At 43.9% G+C, this 16,592-nt stretch carries 17 protein-coding genes; 11 read left to right on the forward strand and 6 right to left on the reverse strand.

All coding sequences use genetic code 11. The annotated features are described in order from the left end of the window. Positions 1 to 6 precede the first annotated feature (6 nt). On the forward strand, positions 7 to 1,335 hold the full coding sequence (locus tag F461_RS0110560) for a transcription antitermination factor NusB (RefSeq protein WP_020001126.1): 1,329 nt from the start codon (positions 7 to 9) through the stop codon (positions 1,333 to 1,335). 178 nt (positions 1,336 to 1,513) lie between these two features. Here the strand turns inward: F461_RS0110560 and F461_RS0110565 are convergent, their stop codons facing one another. The 5 genes from F461_RS0110565 to queA all read right to left on the reverse strand — a co-directional run bounded on the left by F461_RS0110565 (position 1,514) and on the right by queA (position 5,379). Further along, positions 1,514 to 2,062, reverse strand: a complete 549-nt coding sequence (locus tag F461_RS0110565; protein WP_020001127.1) for a 2-oxoacid:ferredoxin oxidoreductase subunit gamma family protein — start codon at positions 2,060 to 2,062, stop codon at positions 1,514 to 1,516. Between the two features lies 1 nt (position 2,063). Further along, a complete protein-coding gene (locus F461_RS0110570) occupies positions 2,064 to 2,822 on the reverse strand; it encodes a thiamine pyrophosphate-dependent enzyme (protein ID WP_020001128.1) in 759 nt (252 codons plus the stop codon). A 3-nt stretch (positions 2,823 to 2,825) separates the two neighbouring features. Continuing rightward, positions 2,826 to 3,887 carry a 3-methyl-2-oxobutanoate dehydrogenase subunit VorB gene (locus F461_RS0110575; protein ID WP_020001129.1) on the reverse strand — a complete coding sequence of 354 codons (1,062 nt, stop codon included), beginning with the start codon at positions 3,885 to 3,887 and terminating at the stop codon, positions 2,826 to 2,828. A 2-nt stretch (positions 3,888 to 3,889) separates the two neighbouring features. Next, positions 3,890 to 4,117 (reverse strand): 4Fe-4S dicluster domain-containing protein, encoded by a 228-nt coding sequence (locus F461_RS0110580; protein WP_020001130.1) that lies wholly within the window; start codon positions 4,115 to 4,117, stop codon positions 3,890 to 3,892. Between the two features lie 143 nt (positions 4,118 to 4,260). Continuing rightward, on the reverse strand, positions 4,261 to 5,379 hold the full coding sequence (gene queA / locus F461_RS0110585) for a tRNA preQ1(34) S-adenosylmethionine ribosyltransferase-isomerase QueA (RefSeq protein WP_020001131.1): 1,119 nt from the start codon (positions 5,377 to 5,379) through the stop codon (positions 4,261 to 4,263). 155 nt (positions 5,380 to 5,534) lie between these two features. On the opposite strand from queA, the gene F461_RS18695 reads away from it, so the two are divergent. From F461_RS18695 to F461_RS0110620, 7 genes are all read left to right on the forward strand, one after another. Beyond that, positions 5,535 to 6,101, forward strand: coding sequence for a hypothetical protein (locus F461_RS18695; RefSeq protein WP_020001132.1), 567 nt, complete (start codon positions 5,535 to 5,537; stop codon positions 6,099 to 6,101). Continuing rightward, positions 6,101 to 7,309, forward strand: coding sequence for a bifunctional phosphopantothenoylcysteine decarboxylase/phosphopantothenate--cysteine ligase CoaBC (gene coaBC, locus F461_RS0110595; RefSeq protein ID WP_020001133.1), 1,209 nt, complete (start codon positions 6,101 to 6,103; stop codon positions 7,307 to 7,309). The genes F461_RS18695 and coaBC overlap by 1 nt, the downstream gene beginning before the upstream one ends. Continuing rightward, on the forward strand, positions 7,291 to 8,100 hold the full coding sequence (locus F461_RS0110600; RefSeq protein ID WP_020001134.1) for a hypothetical protein: 810 nt from the start codon (positions 7,291 to 7,293) through the stop codon (positions 8,098 to 8,100). The genes coaBC and F461_RS0110600 overlap by 19 nt, the downstream gene beginning before the upstream one ends. Before the next feature lie 301 nt (positions 8,101 to 8,401). Then, on the forward strand, positions 8,402 to 9,760 hold the full coding sequence (locus F461_RS0110605) for an NfeD family protein (RefSeq protein ID WP_020001135.1): 1,359 nt from the start codon (positions 8,402 to 8,404) through the stop codon (positions 9,758 to 9,760). A 309-nt stretch (positions 9,761 to 10,069) separates the two neighbouring features. After that, positions 10,070 to 10,831: a slipin family protein gene (locus F461_RS0110610; protein WP_020001136.1), complete on the forward strand. Its 762-nt coding sequence runs from the start codon at positions 10,070 to 10,072 to the stop codon at positions 10,829 to 10,831. A gap of 72 nt (positions 10,832 to 10,903) precedes the next feature. Continuing rightward, positions 10,904 to 11,911 carry an NAD-dependent epimerase gene (locus F461_RS0110615; RefSeq protein WP_020001137.1) on the forward strand — a complete coding sequence of 336 codons (1,008 nt, stop codon included), beginning with the start codon at positions 10,904 to 10,906 and terminating at the stop codon, positions 11,909 to 11,911. 360 nt (positions 11,912 to 12,271) lie between these two features. Beyond that, the gene (locus tag F461_RS0110620) at positions 12,272 to 13,051 is read left to right on the forward strand and encodes a ParA family protein (protein ID WP_026364732.1); all 780 of its coding nucleotides are present in this window, start codon (positions 12,272 to 12,274) and stop codon (positions 13,049 to 13,051) included. 15 nt (positions 13,052 to 13,066) lie between these two features. Here the strand turns inward: F461_RS0110620 and F461_RS0110625 are convergent, their stop codons facing one another. Further along, positions 13,067 to 13,510 (reverse strand): hypothetical protein, encoded by a 444-nt coding sequence (locus tag F461_RS0110625; RefSeq protein ID WP_020001139.1) that lies wholly within the window; start codon positions 13,508 to 13,510, stop codon positions 13,067 to 13,069. Between the two features lie 85 nt (positions 13,511 to 13,595). Here F461_RS0110625 and F461_RS0110630 point away from each other — a divergent pair, with 85 nt between their 5' ends. The 3 genes from F461_RS0110630 to F461_RS19200 all read left to right on the forward strand — a co-directional run bounded on the left by F461_RS0110630 (position 13,596) and on the right by F461_RS19200 (position 16,180). Continuing rightward, positions 13,596 to 14,489, forward strand: coding sequence for a ParB/RepB/Spo0J family partition protein (locus F461_RS0110630; protein ID WP_020001140.1), 894 nt, complete (start codon positions 13,596 to 13,598; stop codon positions 14,487 to 14,489). Positions 14,490 to 14,551: 62 nt separating this feature from the next. Then, entirely contained in the window at positions 14,552 to 15,565 is a 1,014-nt protein-coding gene (locus tag F461_RS0110635; protein ID WP_020001141.1) for a bifunctional heptose 7-phosphate kinase/heptose 1-phosphate adenyltransferase, read from the forward strand. A 324-nt stretch (positions 15,566 to 15,889) separates the two neighbouring features. Further along, positions 15,890 to 16,180 carry a hypothetical protein gene (locus F461_RS19200; protein ID WP_143154864.1) on the forward strand — a complete coding sequence of 97 codons (291 nt, stop codon included), beginning with the start codon at positions 15,890 to 15,892 and terminating at the stop codon, positions 16,178 to 16,180. Positions 16,181 to 16,592 lie beyond the last annotated feature (412 nt).

Below are 16,592 nucleotides of genomic sequence, written 5' to 3' on the forward strand. Positions count from 1 at the left end.
AAATATATGGCAAGACGTAAAGATTCAGCATTACCGCCAGCTCGTTCGGTTGCGCTTGAAGTTATCTCACAGGTTTTAGATAAGGGCCGCGACGTTCAGGCAGCGCTGGATTATCAGCTCAATAATCAGAAGATTACAGCACAGGACTCCGCCTTGTGCACAGAGTTGGTATACGGATTTTTACGCTATAAGGGGCGTATAGAGGCTCTTTTAGGATTGTTCCTGAAGGATAGCTCGAAACTGCCGAAAAAGGCCGCCAGTGTAATGGGGCTTGCAGCGTATGAAATGCTGTATCTTGACCGTATTCCTGTTTATGCTTCTGTTGACTGGTGTGTTGGATATGTGAAAAAGCGTTTTTCATTAGGTCTTGGTAAATTAACAAACGCAGTATTGCGTAACCTCGACCGTATGGGTGAAAAAGCGCATGATATGGAATCAATCCGTAAAGAAGGGATGTCTGACATCGCACTTCTCGCTGCGTGGCATTCGATGCCTGAGTGGATTGTTTCCGCATGGATGGAAGCCTACGGTGAAGAGCGTACACAGGTACTGCTCGCAAATGCACAGAAACATGCACCGCTTGGTATTCGTGTTAACCAGACATTTGAAGCCGGTATGGATCTTGTTAATGAGCTCGCCAACGATGGTAAAAGCATCGAAACTATCGGGTATGGTGTGATGTATCCGGCTGGTTCCCAACCGGCAGAGCTTAAAACCATGATTAACGACGGCCTTATTTCCCGGCAGTCCATGGCATCACAGGAAGTACTTCGTGAAGCGCTCCCTGAAACTTGGGAAGGACCAGTATGGGATTGCTGTTGTGGACGTGGTGGTAAAACCTATGCCTTGCTTGAGCAGGATGTAGACGTAACTTTTGCTTCTGATACTTCACGAAAACGCCTTTTAGGTATGCGCGAGGAAGCAGAGCGCCTTGCCATGTATCCACCAGAATCTCTTCTCATGTCCGCAGCAGAGCCGCCTAAGAAAGGCTCTCCTCTTGAAGAAAATCCACCTGCAACTATTCTTGCAGATGTCCCATGTTCCGGATTCGGAACTCTTTCACGCCGTCCGGATGTTCGTTACCATCGCACAACAGAAGGGATTTCTGACCTCGTTGAAGTACAGAAAGCTATTATGGAAAATACTTTTTCTGTTCTCAAAGACGGTGGGCTGCTTGTGTACATGACCTGTACTATCAATCCTGACGAAAACGAAAAACAGGTTCAGGCGTTCCTCGAACGGCATCCTGAAGCTAAACTCGAAAAAGAATGGCACACTCCAGACGATAGCCCGTACGGTGAATATTTCTACGTGGCGTTGTTGAGAAAGCCTTAATTTGCCGCATTGTCTCATTTATGAAGAGGCAACGCATTTTGATGATCGCAATAAAAAGGGTGGAGTTAAAAACTCCACCCTTTTTTCGTACGATAATAAAAGAAGATACCGATTGGCGGTTAATCCCCCTTTGAATGTAAAGTGAGATCTACCCGCCGAAGGAAATCTTTTATCTTTGTTACTTCATTTGTTTTGCTACATGATCTGCGCCAGCCTGAAGGGCTTCAGCGTTTTTAGGGATCAGGTGACCGTAGCGTGAGCTGATGACAGATTTAAGGGATTCTTTAACCTGTTCTAATGGTACACAGCCTGTTGCCTGCACGTATGCACCGAGAGCGACCATGTTTGCCATACGGGTATTGCCGAGGCCGTCAGCAATTTCGTTAGCAGGTACTGTGTAGGTTGTTACACGGTCTTCAGCTATTGATGCATCAACGAGTGAAGTGTTCAGAATCTGAATACCGCCATCGATGAGCTTCGGCTGGAATTTGTCGAGAGAAGGCTGGTTCATGATGATCAGAGATTTAGGGCTCTGGATAATAGGGGAACCGATGTCTTCTGAGGAAATTACAACGGTGCAGTTTGCAGTACCGCCGCGCATTTCCGGACCGTAAACAGGGATGTAAGTAACTTCAGAGCCAGCTTCCATGCCTGCATATGCGAGCAGGTTACCGATGAGCATAACGCCCTGACCACCGAAACCGGCGATAATAACGTCCTGATACATGTTATTCCTCCCCGTCCTTGGTCACATCTTTGAATACTCCCAGAGGGAAGTATGGAATCATTTCTTCAGAGATGCGGGTATTGGCAGCGATTGGATCCATTTTCCAGTTAGTAGGACATGCGGAGAGCATTTCTACAAAACCGAAGCCGGTACCGTTAATCTGCATTTCGAAGGCCTTGCGCAGAGCTTTTTTAGCACGGCGGATATTTTTAACAGAATCAAGAGATACACGTTCGCAGTACGCAGTACCGCCGAGACCACCGATGATTTCACTCATCCGGATAGCCATGCCATGTTCTTCTGCTGAGCGGCCGTTAGGAGAAGTGGTAGTTTTCTGGCCTAGAAGGGTAGTAGGAGCCATCTGTCCACCGGTCATGCCGTATACGGTGTTGTTGATGAATACAACGGAGATTTTTTCGCCGCGGTTCGCAGCGTGAACAATCTCAGCAAGACCGATAGAAGCTAAGTCACCGTCACCCTGATAGGTGAAAACGAATTTATCTTTATGTGCGCGTTTAAGGCCGGTTGCTACAGCAGGAGCACGGCCATGAGGTGCTTCAACTGCATCTACATCAAGGTAGTTGTAGATAAATACGGAACAACCGATGGAGCCGACACAAAGGGTGTCGTCTACAAGGCCCATTTCGGTAAGCACTTCACCCACGAGGCGGTGTGCAACGCCGTGATGACAACCCGGGCAGTAATGCGTTGGGCGGTCAATCATGATTTCAGGTGCGTCGAAAACGAGTTTTTCAGACATTCCCTAGTCCTCCAAGTGCTTGATGATAGGTGCGAGGAAGTCATCGGAACCAGGGAGGTCGCCTGGCATGTGACCGTGGAATTCGGAATCTGCAATACCACGTACTGAAAGGCGTACGTCGTCTACCATCTGGCCGCAGTTCTGTTCAATAGTAAGGAAGCGTTTGCCTTTTTTTGCAATATCGCGAAGCACTTCAGATGGGAATGGGTACAGAGTAAGAGGACGTACCAGACCAACTTTTTTACCTTCGGAACGCAGACGGCGAACAGTAGATTTAACAATACGGCCAATAGAGCCGAATGCTACTACTACAAGCTCTGCATCGTCGCATTCAAAAACGTCTGCGCGCGCTTCTTCCTGCATTGCTTCGTATTTAGCCTGCAGGTTGCGGTTTTGGCCTGCAAGAGCACCGTCTTCGAGGAAGAGGGATTTTAGCAGACGCTTTTCGCGACCTTTAGCACCGTCGAGGCACCAGTTTTCAGCACCATGGTTATCAGCGGCTTTTGGTTCCCAAGGGATTACCGGTTCTTTCATTTGCCCAACGATAGCATCGGCAAGAACGAGAACAGGATTACGATATTTGAATGCAAGGTCAAACGCCTCGATCATCATGTCGTAGCCTTCCTGACAGGTGCCAGGAGCAAGAACGAGTGTACGGTAGTCACCGTGACCGCCGCCTCGGGTAGACTGGAAGTAGTCACCCTGAGAAGATCCGATGTCACCAAGACCTGGACCACCACGGTTAACGTTTACAATAACACCCGGAAGCTCAGAGCCAGCCATGTAGGAAATTGCTTCCTGCATGAGAGATACGCCAGGGGAAGAAGATGTTGTCATAGCACGTGCGCCGCCAGCAGCAGCACCTAAGAGCATATTTGCCGCAGCAACTTCAGATTCAGCCTGAACAAATTCACCGTTAACTGTAGCCATTTCGGTGGAAAGAAATTCAGGAATATCATTCTGGGGAGTAATAGGATAACCGAAGTAACAGGTACAACCGGCAGCGAGTGCACCACGGGCAATCGCTTCGTTACCTTTGATAAAAATACGTTTTTTTTCGGACATGGCTACTTCTCCTTTTTCTCTTCGCGGTAGACCTTGATGACAAGATCAGGGCAAATAAGCGCACAGGAAGTACAACCTGTACAGTTTTCCATGTCTTCTGCTTTTACCTCTGCTACTTTGTATCCTTGCTGGTTAAAGCGGGAGGACTGGCAGATAATCTTCTTTGGGCAAACGGTAGAGCAGAGCATGCAGCCCTTGCACCGTTCTTCGCGGAATTCAACGCGCGCCATGTTTTCACCTCAACTTTATAAGTAAGATCAATATGTTGCCGTGTGTTTTCTTTGTAACGAACGGCTTATTTGTAGAGTAACGACGACAATTATGTCAAAAGAGGGAATGTATTACAATACCCATTCTAAACATCTTCAAATGTTTAGAGAATAAGCATTGAATCCCCATAACTGAATACTCGGAAACCTTGTGAAATGGCTTCCGCGTAACCTTCCAGAACACGCTGCTTTGAAGCGAATGCGCTAATCATCATAAGTAACGAAGATTCCGGCAAATGGAAGTTTGTGATCATGTGATCTATAACATTGAATTTGTATCCTGGGTAGATAAAGATATTTGTCCACCCTTTGAATGGTGCAATACTGCCGACTTCATTAAAAGCGCCTTCCAATACGCGGGAAGATGTAGTGCCAACTGTGATAATTGGACGACCTTCTGCTTTTGCCTTAGCAATTTTTTGTGCAGTTTCTTCTGATAATTCAATAAATTCTTTATGCATTGAATGTTCACGAATGTCATCGCAGCGCACGGGGGAAAAGGTTCCGTATCCTACGTACAAGGTAACTTCTGCCCATTCAATACCGCTTTGTGAAAGCTTGTCTCGCATTTCTTCAGTAAAGTGCAGACCGGCAGTTGGCGCAGCAACAGAACCAAGCTGGCTGTCATCTGCGTACACTGTTTGGTAGCGATCCTTATCGGCTGTTGTATCCTCACGTTTGATATACGGAGGAAGCGGAAGGTGGCCTTGTTGTAAAAAGTGCTCCTTCAGTTCTCCGCGCCAGTTGATGGTTGCTTCGCAGCGTCCAAATTCAGCTGTTTGCGTGACTTCAATCCACAAATCGTTACCGAATTCTGCCTTAGTGCCTATTTTTACGCGCTTAGACATGCGCATAAGTCCTTCAACTGTGGCACTTTTCCATTCACCATGCTCTACAGGGGTAACCAGCGGGAGCGGGGTGAGCATAAGAAATTCAACTTTGCCGCCGGAAGGGCGGTTTCCGAACAGACGGGCTGGCAGTACCTTCGAGTTATTAACAACAAGCAGTGCATTTTTGGGAAGGTATTTTCCAAGGTCTGCAAACATTGCTGTATGGTTCTCACCGCTTTCTCTGTTTATTATAAATAGGCGTGAACTGCCGCGTTTATCGGCAGGATACTGCGCTATCTGATCTTCAGGAAGTTCGTACGTATATGCTGAAAGTCTGAAATCTTCTGGTATTGTCTGTAAATCTTTTTTGGTACAGTTGCTATCGCGTTCCATTATTAATATTCCATTCTCTGTTATTTAGGGATGGTGGAAAATTGCGGTTTATCTTGCATTGCGCTATTCATATCCCACGTAACATTATATACATGATGTGCACTTCATGTGCCTACACCTGAACTCTCTAAGACTCAATCATAAAGGAGCGGCCAATGCGAGCCCGATTAGTTTTTTCTGTAGTAGCTCTTTGCATGATGCTATCTGGTTGTACTTTCTCGAATATATCCGGCACAGCGCAGCCGACTGGTAGCGCTCAAGGTCAGGCAGAATCTAAATTCATGTATTACAGCTTTCCTGATGTCCGTGTTCCTACCGAAATGAAAGTTGATGAATCACAGATGTTTGTCCACGGTATGGGGCATAAGCAAACAGGTGTACTTGTTTTTTCCGGTAATGTTGATTTTATGTCACTTACCAATGCAATGATCACCACGATGCAGCAGGATGGATGGGAATTGCGTTTCCAATTTACCTCTCCGCGCACTTTGTTGCTTTTTACAAAACCTACCCGTTTTGCTGTTTTGAACATTACTGACACAAGTTCATTTAATACAGATCTCGAGATTTGGGTTTCTCCCCGTCCGGAGCAGGATTCTATGATGGAAAAGCCACTTCCGTTTATAGATTTACCTAGATCATCTTCGATGAGCACTCCAAAGCCGAAAACTTCCACTGCGCCGGTATCTGATCTTCCGGCAGAAGAAGGATTGGACAGCTAGTGAAATCACATACAGCTTTTACAGGCTTTCTTGGTAAGCGTATGCACCTTGGTATCAGCGGTTCGATTGCTGCCTACAAAGGGTTAGACTTGCTCAGAATGTTTAAAGATAGTGGTGCAGATGTGGGAGTTACTCTTACCAGTTCTGCACAAGAGTTTATTACTCCTTTGAGCTTTGAAGCGTTGGGAGCCTCACCTGTTTTTTCTAAAATGTATCCTGTCGGTGATGATGTTTTCGGACATCTTATGCCGGGGGAAGCATGTTATGCCTTTGTAATTGCTCCTGCCTCCGCTACAACTATTGCTCGACTTGCGAATGGATTGGCTGACGATATGCTTTCGTGTCAGGCATTAGCATTTCCTGAGAAGTTGGTTATTGCTCCGGCAATGAACCCGCGGATGTGGAACAATGCAGCAACGCAGGAAAATGTGGAAAAGCTGCGCCAGCGTGGGCATGTTATTGTTGAGCCCGGCTGTGGCCGCACCGCATGCATGGAAGAAGGTCAAGGGCGGCTAGCGCCTGTTGATGATATTTATCTGCATGGGCTTCGTGCTTTATCCCCGCAGGATATGGCGGGGCAGAACGTTATGGTTACGTTAGGCCCGACTCGTGAAAAGTGGGATGGTGTGCGTTTTTGGTCTAATCCATCTTCCGGAACCATGGGAGCTTCTTTTGCTGTTGCTGCGTGGTTGCGTGGTGCAGAGGTTCACGCAATCTGTGGAGCTGGTACGCCTTGGTTGCCATCTGCAATTACCCGACATGACGTGACTAGTGCCGCGGAAATGTATCGAGCTGCTGATAGCCTATGGAAAGATATGAGCATTGGTGTGTTTACAGCAGCTGTTGCAGATTATGCCCCTGTTCCATTTGGCGATTCCAAGTTTAAAAAGGGCGGAGATGATCTTACAGTTTCCTTTACACGGACTGTGGATATTCTTAAAACCCTTGGCAACGCTAAGCGTGATGATCAAAGGGTTATCGGTTTTGCAGCAGAAACAGACAATATTCATGAGAATGTGAAAAAGAAGCTTTCTGCAAAAAATGCTGATATCATAGTTGGGAATAATGTTGCTAAAAGCGGTTCAGGATTTGGATCTGCTACTAACGAAGTTTGTATTGTTGATCGTAATGGTCGGCAGGAAGACTGGCCTGTGGCACCAAAACCGGAAGTCGCATGGAGAGTTTTTGATTGGCTGCTTCAACTGTAGTTCTTAGCGAACAAATACGTCCTTGGCATAATGCCGGACTTCGCTTTCTTTTTGATGAGGATGGTTCTATTGCACAGGCAATGTCTGACGCACAAGCAGCAGCTTCTGCACAGCCAGCACCTGTGGCCCAATCTTCCTTGTCTCCTGTTGCGTCTGCACAGTCGCAGACACCGCAGCAATTTAAGCAGCCAACTGTGCAGAATCAGCCTCAACAGCAGACATCTCAGCAACAGCAGTCTCCTCAACAGCGTCCTGTCCAGAAAGTACGATCTGCAGCAGTTCCACCGCGTGCTATACCATCTCTTGTTATTCATCCAACAACTAAACCACCGGAAGAGTGGCCAGAGTTGTGGCAGAGTTACTGGAGCAAGGTACAGATACCAAGCCCAGTGGTATGGACATATTGGTCTCTTGGTGATGATCTTTCTGGTCACGCAGATCCGAACCGCCGTGAAGTTTTGAAGAAGCTTATCGGCAGTCTCAACTTGCCACGTGGAACGAGTTCTTTCTGGCCGGTGGCAGCTTGTGGTAAAGTCGCTGGTGAACTGACTCCGGCTCCGGAAATTTTTCTTGCCGGACTAAGACGGCTTCGGCCGCGATATAGTGTGGTCTTTGGTTCAAAAGCGTTGAAAAGCTTTATGCCTGATTCCACGCTGCGTCCGTATTTGTTTACTCAGTTTCTCGGGCATCGGCTAATTGCGTTGCCGGATGTTGATTATCTGGTAAAGTCTCCAAACATGCTTGCGCCAGTCATAGCATACTTACGAACAGCCATTCGGTTGTCGCGTTAGGTTCTATATTTTGCTCCGGTATTAAACTTACCTTTCATTCGCAAGGTGAAGCCTTTTTATCTTGATAAGTGATTAAGCTTCCGGCGCATGATTTATTATCTAGAAACAAGATTATGAAATCCCTTTTCTCAGATTCTGAGGAAAGGGATTTTTTTGTTCAACAGTGTTTCACGTGAAGCTTTTTTAGTTTTTTTGAAAAACAATGTATTAATTTTCAATACTGGTATTATCTCGTAATAGGTCTAAGTTTCCATTCCTTAATAGGAATAATTCTTTATTAGTCTCTAGGTTGGGGGTTAAAATGAGTCGTATGCCTTTTATTGCCCTTATTAGCCTGTTTGCAGCGTTTTTTGCTTTTTGGCAACCAAACACCCTATATGCCGAAGAAAAAGAGCCCATAGGAATCTATAAAAACGGGCAAAATTTTACTGTTAAAATTTTGCATTATTCAATTGAAGGTGGAATTGGCCCTGCGCAAGTGGAATTAACAGATGGGGTTTTGCGTCAGGCTGGAAAGATGGGAGCTCGATTTGTTGTGCTGGAATTAGATACTCCAGGTGGGCTTGTTTCTTCTATGCGAAAAATTCTAAAAAGTATGTTGAATTCGTCTATTCCTGTTTTGGTTTGGGTAGGCCCTCGAGGGTCACGAGCTGCGAGTGCTGGTGTCTTTTTAGTTGCAGCTTCTTCATTTGCGGGTATGGCTCCGCAGACAACAATGGGGGCAGCTTCACCTATTGATGCGAGTGGGAAGAATATTGACTCAACCATGAGTAAAAAGGTCGTGAATGATTTGGTGAGCCTTGTCCGTACTGTTGCAGCAAGGCAGAATAGAAATTTAAACTGGTATGAAGATGCGGTGCGTAACAGCATCACGATAACAAGCGAAAGGGCTGCAGCTTCTCGAGTGGTAGAAGTTGTTGCACCGTCGATACAGGACTTTCTTGTACAAGCAGGTAAACACGGAGTTCATACTCAACATGGAACCGTCCATTTTTCTCAAGAGCAGTTGGAAATCGTTACGTACGAGCCTAACTTCCGATATCAAGTTCTTTCCTGGCTTGTAGACCCGCAGATTGCATATCTGCTCCTTTTAGCCGGTGTTGCCTGCCTCTTTATTGAATTTACTCATGCAGGCGCAATGATCCCCGGAGTTATTGGTGCACTGGCCTTACTTCTTGGGCTGTATGCCATGTCAATTCTCCCAACAAATATAGTAGGGCTTTTGCTTATCCTTTTCAGCCTTGTTCTCTTTGCTTTAGAAATAAAGATTACTAGTTATGGATTTCTTTCGTTAGGTGGGGTGGCAGCCCTTCTTATAGGCTCATTGATTCTATTTCCTGAGGATGATGGGCATATGGCGTTGCCAATATCCCTTATTTTGGGAACAACTGGGGCAATAACCGTAATTATGTGTGGTACGGCATACTTAGCAGCAAAAGCGATGAGGAAAAAACCTGCAAGCGGTCTGCAAGCTATGATTGGTGAAACTGCAGAAATAGTTTCATGGACGGGAATGAAGGGAAAAATTTTTATGTACGGAACTCTTTGGTCAGCAACGGTTGATCCAAAAAAATATCCTGACGGAATTGAGCTTGAGAATGGATCTGTTGTCATAGTGAAGTCTATTGATGATTTGACCGTAACTATTGATGTTAAATAGACTTTTTTTGCATTGCTTGACTAGGGTGAACGTAGGTTCTGCTTAGATATCATGTGGTTATATGATTTTTTTTAATGTAATGAGAAGAACATATTGAGAGGACAATAAAAAAGCGCGCAGAGCTTGTCAGTTAAGGTTTCTTGGCAGGGCTAGAGAAAAGCTTTCAAAGTGGTGGCTGTGTTCGATGAATGTGAGATTACATATAGCGATAGTCTACCAAGACTCTCTGGTCTCCGGAGGCAGACAGAGTCTGTATGGGGAAGGCACAGAGAGTAATAGATAAAAATCGAAATATAGTTGGGAGAAATTATGTATTCAATTTCAGCAATATTTGGTGTCGTGGTGGTCTTTTTGGTCTTAGCTATTCGTGTAATGAATGAATACGAACGGGCTGTAGTTTTTCGTTTAGGCCGGGTCCTACAGGCTAAGGGGCCGGGACTTATTATCCTTATTCCTGTTATTGATCGCATGATTCGTGTTTCAATGCGTGTGCTGACATTGGATGTTCCTGCTCAGGATGTGATAACACGCGATAACGTTTCGGTGCAGGTAAGTGCGGTTGTCTACTTTAAGGTGGTAGAACCGACAAAATCTATTATCGAAGTAGAGGATTTTTTATTCGCAACATCCCAGCTTGCGCAGACTACGCTACGTAGCGTTTGTGGTGGGGCAGAGCTTGATGAATTATTGGCGCATCGTGAAAAAATGAATATGCAGATTCAGGATTTGCTAGATAAGCAAACGGCTCCTTGGGGTATAAAAGTCAATTCTGTTGAGTTAAAACATATTGATTTACCGCAAGAGATGCAGCGCGCTATGGCTAAGCAGGCTGAAGCTGAACGTGAGCGTCGAGCGAAAGTTATTAATGCTGAGGGTGAATATCAGGCTGCAACAAAACTTTCTCAAGCAGCAGAAATCATAGCCCACCATCCTCAGGCTCTTCAGTTACGTTATTTACAGACCATGCAAGAAATATCTACAAATGCAGGATCAACCCTGATTCCAATTCCACTAGACATTATGACTAAACTCATGCCACAAAAAGGCGTTAATTCGACAGACGATACTTAATTCCGACCGCTAGTAAAATTTAACCGGTGGCTCGGATTACATACACATGATTCCATCGCTAGGAGCTTTTGAATGCATATTCTTGTAACTGGAGCTGCCGGTTTTATCGGCTCAGCACTTTCTCAGCGCTTTCTTTCCGCTGGTAATACCGTTGTTGGTCTTGATAACTTGAACGATTACTATAGCGTTCAGCTAAAAAAAGACCGTCTCGAGCCTCTTCTTGCTAATCCAAACTTTCGTCATGCCAATTTTGATTTAGCAGATCGGAAGTCTATGCGTGAAATGTTCGCTGCTGAGCAGTTTACTCATGTTGTAAACTTGGCAGGTCAGGCAGGGGTTCGCTATTCAATCGAAAATCCAGATTCATATGTAGATGCAAACCTTGTGGGGTTTGGAAACATTCTTGAAGGTTGCCGCCATAATGATGTTAAGCATCTTGTGTATGCATCTTCCAGCTCTGTATATGGTCTGAATACGAATATGCCTTTTGACACTCATAAGGCCGTGAATCATCCGGTTAGTTTATATGCAGCTAGTAAAAAGGCGAATGAGTTGATGGCGCATACTTACAGCCATTTATACGGCTTGCCGACAACAGGACTTCGTTTCTTTACAGTATATGGCCCGTGGGGGCGTCCAGATATGGCACTATTTCTGTTCACAAAAGCAATTCTTGAAGGTAAGCCAATAAACGTCTTCAACCATGGTAAAATGAAACGAGACTTTACCTATGTTGATGATATTGTGGAAGGAGTTGTTCGGGTTACCAATAAAATTCCAGAAGCTAATCCTGATTGGGATAGCAACAATCCTGACCCAGCTTCCAGCTCTGCGCCTTACCGTGTGTATAATATCGGTAACAATAATACCGTAGAACTTGGTCGTTTTATCGAAGTTCTTGAAGAAAAGCTTGGGCAAAAGGCTGTGAAAAATATGATGGAAATGCAGCCGGGTGATGTTGAAGCAACCTATGCAAATGTCGATGACCTTATGAACGATGTAGGCTTTAGACCGGATACTCCGATCGAAAAGGGCATAGGAGCATTTGTTGATTGGTACCGTGAGTACTATAATGTGTAGTTACGTTTTTCATGTGAAATAAAAAAAGGGCTCTTTTTTAAGAGCCCTTTTTTTGTGTAAAGGTCTATTCTGGGGGTCGTGTACAAAAGTGATAAGAAAAATTTTGTTTCACATGAAACAAAAAAATAAAATTTTCTAATTAGTTTGTCTTTGTGAATGGAGTATAACGGGGCAAATAAGGTCTCTTTTACTGTATACACGTCACTGCTTTGTGTTGACATAAACATAATATATTAACTAGCAATAAAAAGTCACTACGCGACAGTGTTTTTAAAGAGGGTGGGAATGGATGATTTTGTGACGTTTCACGTGAAACATCTCGCACAATTATCCAACTTCAACTGTACAAGAGAGGTTCATGTGGCACGGATTATTGCTGTAGCTAACCAAAAGGGTGGAGTAGGAAAAACTACATCATCTGTAAACTTGGCAGCGTCGTTGGCTGTGATGGAAAAGCGGGTACTACTCGTTGACTGTGATCCGCAAGCAAACGCAACAAGTGGTATTGGCCTTGATGTGGATAGTTTGTCTAGCAATTTGTACCGCACTTTTTTTACACCAGAAAAAGCTTTGCACGCCATTTATCCTACCAGAACTCCATATCTTTCTGTGTTGCCTGCATCAACGGATTTGGTTGCTGTTGAATTGGAACTTGTCGATAAGATGGGCCGTGAATACTATTTGCAGGACGTCCTTAAAAACGTTGCTTCACGATTCGATTATATTATTATTGATTGTCCGCCGTCACTTGGACTTATTACACTAAATGCACTTTGTGCTGCCCATGAAGTTCTTATACCACTTCAATGCGAATTTTATGCGCTAGAAGGGATTGTGAAGCTACTACAAACATATGAGCAAGTAAAAAAACGCTTGAATACAAGCTTATCTTTACTAGGCGTAGTGCTTACTATGTTTGATACACGCAATAAGCTTTCTGCTCAGGTCAAAAATGAAGTAGAGCGCTGTTTTCCGGAACATGTTTTCAAGACCATTATTCCTCGTAATGTTCGTCTTTCCGAAGCGCCAAGCTACGGAAAATCAATTATCCATTATGATATAAAATCAAAAGGCGCAGCAGCATATCTTGCACTTGCTAAAGAAGTAGCAATGCGAAATGCCCCTGCGCCTGCAAGATAAATATAGACTATGTAGCTATTCAGGATAGATGCATTCCGGTTCACAAGATTCGCCGGAAGGCTTTGTAGCTTCAAGGCAGACATGATCTTTAAAATGTTTTTTACGTACGGTGCTGCCGCATTTTTCACAATGGAAAACAAGAAGACCGCTTAAAGATGCATTTTTAAGATAGAAGACTCTAGGAGTATCCTCTTCCCAGTTCTCTGACTTTGCACCACATGCGTTGCAGGTAACTCCTGGGTTAAATGGATATTTAAAATCCCAGTAATCTTTAAACGTCTCCCAGTCTTCAATAGGTTCTTGATGAATCTCAGAAGTAGGTTGTTTGTCCTGAGCCTGATCAAGAATCTCTGATATTTTTTTACCAGCTTTTTCCCAGATTTCTGGGCTAAGCAGTACGCCGTGTAAGTTACCGTCGCGGTCATAAAGCGGCTTAACATGGGTTTCATATTCGGACATTTCAGCCTCCAATAACGTGCCGATTTTTTGTGAGTGTGAATATAATAGAGTCATGTCGAAAAGACATATTGTCAAGGAGATATATATGGCAGGAGCACAGAGAGGGTTAGGCAGAGGGTTAGATGCACTGTTTAAAAATACAGAAACTGTAGAAGAAAATGAAAGCCCGAATATGCTTCCGTTACGTCTTTTGCATGCGAATCCAAACCAGCCCCGTAAACAATTTGATGATGCTGCTTTAGAAGATTTGGCAGCTTCTATTCGAGAAAAGGGTGTGCTTCAGCCGTTACTTGTTCGACCACAGGTTGTGGGTGGAGAGCTTTCTTACGAAATTGTTGCCGGTGAGCGCAGGTTCAGAGCAAGCCAACTCGCAGGTATCCGTGAAGTGCCGGTTGTTATCCGTGAACTTGATGATATGGAAACGTTGGCGATTGCGTTGATTGAAAACCTTCAGCGTGAAGATTTAACGGCTCTTGAAGAAGCAAAAGGCCTGCAAGAATTAAAAGATCAGTTCAACCTTTCACAAGAAGAACTTGCAAAACAGGTAGGTAAAAGCCGTTCTGCAATTGCAAATACATTGCGCCTTCTGCAGCTTCCCGACATGGCTCAGGAAGCCTTATCAGCGGGGACTATTACAGCAGGGCATGCGCGAGCTATTTTATCTGTTGATGATATTGCCCGTATTGATTTTCTTGGTCTTATTGTTTCACAGATGCTTACTGTGCGCGAAGCAGAAGCACTTGCGGCTTCCTGGAAAGAGCATAAGAGTTTTGCTCTTCCGAAAGATACAAAGAATGAAACTCCAAAAAATGAAAAGTCAGCAGTATTAAAAGAATTTCAAAACCAGTTAACAACTCTTTTTTCCAGTAAAGTTACTATGAGCGGTACTGAAAAAAAGGGGAAAGTTATGTTGGCTTATAATACAGAAGCAGAACTGCATGAGTTGCTTGGTAAACTGGGAATTAAACAAGCAGGATAACACTAACGTATTGCTATGCATGCAGAAGTGACAGAGTCATTATTCTGAGGATAACATTATATATGGTAAATAAAGATACACTTGCAGAGCGCGTCGACAGCTTCTCCGGATCGAAAGTACTAATTATCGGCGACATCATGATAGATGAGTATTTAATGGGGAGTGCAGATCGAATTTCACCAGAAGCGCCGGTTCCGGTTGTTCATGTCAGTAGTGACAGACATGTTCTTGGTGGAGCTGGAAACGTAGCTAAAAACGTTTGTACACTCGGTGGCGCTCCTAAAATTATTACTGTTTCTGGTGCGGGAATGGGGGCAGATTTATTGACGGCATTGTTGGATTCTGAAGGAATCGAGCATGACATTCAGCAAATCGGTACTCGTAAAACAACTCGTAAAACACGTATTCTTGCAAGCAATCAGCAAATGATACGTATTGATCGCGAGGATACTGCGTCCATCTCCGGTAATGATCTTGATCAGCTTATGGAACGTGTTGAAAGCTGTATTGCTGAATATAGTGTTGTCATTGTTTCCGACTATGGCAAAGGAATTGTAAGCAAAGAATTTATGGAGCGATTGAGTTTTCTGTGTGAAGCGCAGAAGAATCAACCAAAGATTTTTGTCGATCCAAAGACACCAAATTTCAAGCTTTACCAAAACGTGTTTATTCTTACGCCAAACTCCAAAGAAACAAGCGAAGGTGCAAATCTTCCTGTTGGCAGCCAGAAAGAGATTCTGGACGCAGGGCGAGAAATATTTCGTCTTCTTGGATGTGATAAGTTACTTACCACATTAGGGCCGCTTGGTATGGCGCTTTTTGATGATGAAAATACCGTGTGGCATGTTCCAACAATGGCGCAGGAAGTGTTTGATGTAACAGGGGCAGGTGACACAGTTATTGCTACTGCAGCTCTTGCCGTTGCATCCGGTTGCTCCCTTGTGGACTCATGCGTGCTTGCAAACTATGCAGCCGGTGTAGTTGTAGGGCATGTTGGAGCAGCCTCTGTTACTCCGGATCAGTTGATCGAAACTATTCAGAATCTGCCCCTCCCTCCTGTTGAAAAATGGACTTAAGTGTTAGTTAGGTATATAACTATCGTTGAACATTAGTTTAGGGATATGTTTTGTACAATATGTCGCGATGCGGTATACTATTAGGTTATTCACACTAAGTATAAAAAAGGCCCGGAGTATGTTCTCCGGGCTTTTTATTTGGTATTGCAGATGAATATAAAAAGAGTCTCATTTATACGTACCATTCTACTATACATATGCGTTCTGTTTATTACAGGCTGCGCATCAATGAGCAGATTTAAGAATTATAGCGCTAATGAACTGTATAGAGGTTATCTGGCGAAGGATGAAGTGATTCTTGCATTGGACGGAAGGATCGTTCATGTGGAAGGTACCATTACGCGGATAGATCAAAGTAAGTTACGTGATGTATTTATTGAGCTTAATTCTCGAGTCATTGTAATTTTAAGAAAAGATGAGATTACTAAGATTTCGAAAATTGGATTAAAAAATGGTGATACTATAACAATAGAAGGTAATTTTGACGGTGAAGGTGTATTGTCAAAATGGCTTACCAACGCCAATAATAAGGTTTTAGTCATAGAAAACGGGCAAATTATCGACAAAGACTGTTGGTATGATTTTGAGAATTTTGAAAACCCGCTTTTCTTTTAGTTTGAATTGAAATTGATTTTATATGAAAAAACTTTTTATTTTTAAAATCAGTATGTTATCAAGTAATCTGATGATTGTTTAGAAAAAGCACTAAAAAAATATTAAAAACATGTTGACGGAGAGGGCTGGTTTGCATAGAACGTCTCTCGCTGCAACGGAGCAGCCCAAACGGGTCGCACCAAAACAGCTTGTTCATTTTCAATTAACGACGCAAAAACGAAAGACAACTTCTTCGAAAGTAATTCAAAAAAGAGGTTGACTCCTGAAGTAAGATAAGGCAAAACGCTTTTCGCACTTCGGAAGACAACTGGTCTTTTGTCGTCGCTTGGAAACTCTTTGACAATTAAATAGCGAATCGGATTGATTTAGAGATCAGCTAGCGTTGTTCGTTACTAAGGTAACGGGCAATTCA

Source organism: Halodesulfovibrio aestuarii DSM 17919 = ATCC 29578, from assembly GCF_000384815.1.
In the GTDB taxonomy this organism is placed as follows: domain Bacteria; phylum Desulfobacterota; class Desulfovibrionia; order Desulfovibrionales; family Desulfovibrionaceae; genus Halodesulfovibrio; species Halodesulfovibrio aestuarii.